At 36.3% G+C, this 1,267-nt stretch carries 1 protein-coding gene; it reads left to right on the forward strand.

The features are described from left to right. A partial coding sequence (locus tag LD28_RS23445) for a hypothetical protein (protein ID WP_162182402.1) occupies positions 1-1,267 on the forward strand: 1,267 nt, incomplete at both ends.

Here is a 1,267-nt window from a genome sequence, read left to right on the forward strand (position 1 = left end):
ACCTCATTGGACTGGGTGATTCAGTCGCTATAGTTGGATATAAAGATTCAACACTATTCACACTTATAGAGAATGATAATGTCTTAATAAAGAAATACATTGTTCCAGAAATGGATGATTTTTTTGTCTCTATTTCTGAACAGTCGTATCTTAGTGCACTTGGCCAGACAATTATTGATGATTTTTCTGGGCAAGAGATATATGTCTTAGCATCATATATTGACGTATTGCATAGAGCTATGCATGTATTCAATGGTGATGTTCGAGTCCGCCTGTTGACCGGGATTCTGCATCCAGAGGCTTGGAGTATTTGGGAGCCTGGTATTGGATTTAATTCTGCGCGGGCATTTAAACCAAAAAAAATTAACAGGTTGTGGCATTATCAACGTCAATTATTATTAAGGTTAGACCGAAATAATGCCATATGGTATTTGAATGATACACATCGAAAGTACAATGAGTATTATTTTGAAACCGAACTTACTTTTAATGGGAGTGTCGCAATTCCCGTTGAACCATCCTCTTGTGCAGCTAATATATCATATTCTACGCCTACTTCAGAAATTCGCGTGTTATGGCTTGGTAGGTTTGATTTTTTTAAAAACCCATGTATTTTAAGGTTTATTGATGAGTTAGAAAGTCTTCTAATTGAAAGAGCTGATTTAGAAATAACATTTGACCTAATCGGATACGGTGTTGGATGCTATGAGCGAGAGATCAAATCATATGCTGGAATAAAAAAAGAACGTTTAAAAATTAATTTTCTAGGTAAGAAAAAAGTAAGCGATATATGTAAGGTAGTTGAAAGTGGTGGGTACCACTTTGGACTTGCTATGGGGACATCTACATATCACTTGGCAATGATGGGATTACCTGTTGTAGTTATTGAGGCCTGTGCAAATGACTATCAAAAATTTATGCGTGGAATGTGGTTGGATGATGCATCGGAGGAATATGATGATGGAAGTGCTCTTTATCTAGCGCTTGCTGGTAAGCATGTCACAAAGCGCAGAATAATCAAGGATTTACTATCGGATATTTTCATTGATGGTTTTTTGCAAAACAAGTCTAAGCATTGTCGCGACTACGTGGAGAAGTATCATTCTGTCGATATTCTTATGCCAAAAATACGCAATCTTCTATTAAGTTCGACATACTGTGAGAAGTTTGTATATACCTTTAATAAAAATATGCCGGATGAATTTTATCATAGATTTGGTAAGGCGAGAAATATCTCTGTTGCAATATTTGGCATTGGGAGTGGTGC

Origin of the sequence: Aeromonas finlandensis (assembly GCF_000764645.1) — a bacterium.
In the GTDB taxonomy this organism is placed as follows: Bacteria; Pseudomonadota; Gammaproteobacteria; order Enterobacterales; family Aeromonadaceae; genus Aeromonas; species Aeromonas finlandensis.